This is a genomic window from Winogradskyella sp. UBA3174 (assembly GCF_002364335.1).
Classification (GTDB): Bacteria; Bacteroidota; Bacteroidia; order Flavobacteriales; family Flavobacteriaceae; genus Winogradskyella.
The window spans coordinates 1-3413 of sequence record NZ_DEXW01000089.1 but is presented as its reverse complement, the minus strand read 5'-3'; the positions used below and the strand labels follow the sequence as shown (position 1 = coordinate 3413).

Here is a 3413-nt window from a genome sequence, read left to right as displayed (position 1 = left end):
CGTTGTGCAAAGTTTTTAATACTTTTTTATTTAGTTTGATCTATTCCATAATTTTTATTTTAAAGGACTACAGATATAGTTAAAAGGAATCTTTATTCTTTTACAATTGTTTAAAATATATTCATTGTTTTATTCAGTACTATAGTACTTAGGTATAAACCAATACCAAATACACTGTGTGTTATAAGGCTCATAAGTCTAGCTTTATTCGGGTCTGGTAAATTTGAACCTGCAATTCCAAAACCAAAAGCAGGTTGCATTAGTAAAAATGGGCCAACAATAGTAATTACACCAATAATTAAAGCTGGTATTAGTCTAGGATTTTCTAACCATTTCTTTCCAAAAACAAAAACTAATAAAAAAGCGAATGTTATTCCAATTAAATAATGAGCTATCCAACCTAAGAGTACTTCGTAGGGAACAGATGGTGATTCCATTATTTTATTATGAAAAAATTTTCCTTTTGGAAAATGCCCTATCCAGCGACCTACAAATCTATAATCAAGGGAATTGATATTGAAAAATTTTAAGATTATGGCATACAAATCCATAAAAAGTGTAGCTCCTGTACCAATTAAAATTGTTTGTAAAATTGAATTCATATTTGTGTTTTTTAATTTCCAACAAAGATAGTTTTAGGAAAACGTTTTGAAATAGCACAAATATTAAGTACAATAGGATTATTCGAAACTTTGTCTAAAATTTTCAGGTGTTAATCCAGTCTTATTTTTAAAAAATCTAATAAAATATGAAGTGTCATCATAACCTAAATGAAAGGAAATTTCATTTATTTGATTAGATGTAGCTGTTAAATTTCTCTTAGCTTCAAGTATTATACGTTCGTTGATTAATTGAGAACAGCTTTTTCCTAATGTTTTTTTAGTAATCGAATTTAGTTGGTAAATTGTTATATTTAATTCTTCGGCATAATAAGTAACTTGCTTGTTATTATAAAAATGAATATCTATTAGCTCTAATAGTTTTTCAAGTAATTTGATAGAATAAGAGTTGTTTTTAGTTTGAATATCAGAGTTTTTAGTTTGTCTAAATAACTCTATAAAAAATAAATCTAGATTTGCTTTAATGTTTTCTCTAAACAATACTTTTTTGTTAGAATATTCTGAGAAAATATAATTTAAAACAGGAATTAACTTTTTATAAGTTTCCGTTTTCAGTTTGTAATAATTATTTCTACTTACGGTTAAGAATATTTCTTTTTTTAGTTTTTCATTTGGGGAATAAAAATTGCTATCAAATGCTATTAAGTAACCTTTGCTTCCTTTTTTTAATAATAGTTGATGTACTTGACTTGGACGAAGAATAAAAACAGAATAATTATCAATTGAATAGTTTTCAAAATCAATTTGATGCTCTCCATTTCCTTTTTCTATTGCGAGTATAAAAAAGAAATCGTGACGATGTGTCTTTTCTATCATATCTTTTTCAGAAAGCAAAGTGTTTAGATTACTTATTGAAAAACTTCCTGATAGATTTGGTTCTTTTATTGTTCTTATCTGAATCTTTTGCATTTTAACATCTAGAATGTCGAAAATTACTGGCAACGGTCTCGGCTATGGTTTCGTTGACTGATTACTAATTTAGTAAATAAAACTAAGCCAAACGGATTGACACATGATTTTCCGAAAGGAAAATCAGTAGCAATGAATTATAGCCATTGTTGTAAGCAGTTTTCTCGGGATTTATTTTCTTTTAATTTCTTGCAAATTCCATTAGTGGTCCGTCTGATTCTGGTTGGTCCCCCAAAAAGAGTTTGTTTTGCTCAAAATAAAAGTCATACTCTACAGATAAAATTGTTATAATATTGTTGCTAATTACAAAAGAATAATTTCCTGAATCCAAAATTTGTAAGTCTTCATTTGGATTGTTCGAAACTGTTAATTCATTCGTTTGAGTATTAAAATTCCAAACATGTTCCCCAACTTCAAAATCAACAGGTCCACATTCGCAGGTAACATCAACTAAATTCCAAGTTCCTGAAAGTTCAGGTGAAATTACATCATCGTCATCGTTTGAACACGAGGATAATAAACCGACTACTAATAAGAGTAAAATTACATTTTTCATAACTTTTTTATTTTTTTTGTTAAAATTTTTAATGGTTGCTCTTAAATTGCTTACAACGGGATTGTACAAGATTAGTTGCTATGTTTAAGCACTAAAGTTGATAAATAGTTATTGAATAGAGAGTCCGCGAGGACTTTCCTAAATAAGCCAGAACTAAAGCAATTAATTTTATACTTTGTTGGCAAATCGTTTTATTCCACAAGAATTTTATATATTCCAGTTTGGTTATCTAATTCAGATTCAGATTCTCCTATTGTTATTTCGTTATATTCATAATAACTAAAACATTCTCTCATTATTATTTCGCCATCAGCATAAACGTCAAAGATATGATTATTCGAAATATCAATTTTCAGTGTAACAATTCCTGTTTCCCAATAAGCATAAGCATAAGATAAGTTGATTTCAATATGATTGATGTTATTTTCTGAAATGAATGTAAATTCTGTCAAAAAATTATTGTCAGTGTTTGTTATCTGTATTTGTTCAGGTTGATAAGTTCCGTTTGTGAATAAATTCTCTCCTGTTATTTTGTCAACAATTTCAAATGTGAAAATTTGAGGCGGAATAATGGGAGAGGAGCACTCGTCTTTAGAACAACTTAATAAAGTAGTAATGGTAATAAATAAAATTAATATTTTTTTCATGTAGAGTATTTTATTTAATAGATGCAATTTTTACTAAATGGTTGCGTAGAAATGTTTGCCAACGGTTTGTATAAGAAACGTAGAGCAATAGACAAACACTATCGTTTCGGTTTATGTTTAGCCGATTTTGTGAAAACACATAATTTTGGAGTTAATACAAAAGCCCTATGTTTTTTATACCTTGTTGGCAGTAGTTTTAAAGATTCCATTTTAAAATTTCCAAATCGGTTTTCTTTTAAAAAGTTCTTGTGATTCCTGTAAATAGGCATTCATTAATCTAGGTTTTTTATTTAAGATTTTTTCTGTAGAATCTTCGGTTGGTTCAGGTATTATTATAGCAAGTTCGTCTAGTTCTACAATATGATTTGCTAACCATTCAGGTAACTTAGCTCTGTTTTTGAGTGTTTTAAATAATTCAGCAGAAGAAACATTTATATATTCAATATCTGTATTAGTTACCCTTGTAAGTCGTTCTGCCATATCATAATTTGTAATAGCTTCAGGTCCAGAAATAGAAATGTAATTAAGTTCTAAAGGTGTGTTTTGTAACAATAGTTTTACTGCAATCTCAGCTACATCTCTAGCATCTACATAGTTTCTAGGTGCATTTTCTATTGCACCGTAAATTTTTCCAAATCTTCGAATTGTAAAAGTATTTCTTTCCCAATTTTGCATAAATGC

General features: G+C 28.2%; 4 protein-coding genes and 1 pseudogene. All 5 read right to left on the bottom strand.

Annotated features, from left to right (window positions below; all coding sequences use genetic code 11):
- Positions 1 to 110 precede the first annotated feature (110 nt).
- A complete protein-coding gene (locus tag B2U95_RS16045; protein WP_296317942.1) occupies positions 111 to 602 on the bottom strand; it encodes a DUF2938 domain-containing protein in 492 nt (163 codons plus the stop codon).
- Positions 603 to 680: 78 nt separating this feature from the next.
- The gene (locus B2U95_RS16040) at positions 681 to 1529 is read right to left on the bottom strand and encodes an AraC family transcriptional regulator (RefSeq protein ID WP_296317941.1); all 849 of its coding nucleotides are present in this window, start codon (positions 1527 to 1529) and stop codon (positions 681 to 683) included.
- 181 nt (positions 1530 to 1710) lie between these two features.
- Positions 1711 to 2085, bottom strand: coding sequence for a hypothetical protein (locus B2U95_RS16035; protein ID WP_296317940.1), 375 nt, complete (start codon positions 2083 to 2085; stop codon positions 1711 to 1713).
- Positions 2086 to 2276: 191 nt separating this feature from the next.
- Complete coding sequence (locus B2U95_RS16030; RefSeq protein ID WP_296317938.1) at positions 2277 to 2732, bottom strand: hypothetical protein; 456 nt, start codon at positions 2730 to 2732, stop codon at positions 2277 to 2279.
- Between the two features lie 210 nt (positions 2733 to 2942).
- Positions 2943 to 3413 (bottom strand): annotated as a pseudogene (locus B2U95_RS16025) (NmrA family transcriptional regulator); the annotation flags it as partial.

Excerpts from the sequence above, each read along its gene's own strand:
- B2U95_RS16045 (WP_296317942.1), bottom strand. The coding sequence starts at position 602 with ATGAATTCAATTTTACAAACAATTTTAATTGGTACAGGAGCTACACTT.
- B2U95_RS16040 (WP_296317941.1), bottom strand. The coding sequence starts at position 1,529 with ATGCAAAAGATTCAGATAAGAACAATAAAAGAACCAAATCTATCAGGA.
- B2U95_RS16035 (WP_296317940.1), bottom strand. The coding sequence starts at position 2,085 with ATGAAAAATGTAATTTTACTCTTATTAGTAGTCGGTTTATTATCCTCG.
- B2U95_RS16030 (WP_296317938.1), bottom strand. The coding sequence starts at position 2,732 with ATGAAAAAAATATTAATTTTATTTATTACCATTACTACTTTATTAAGT.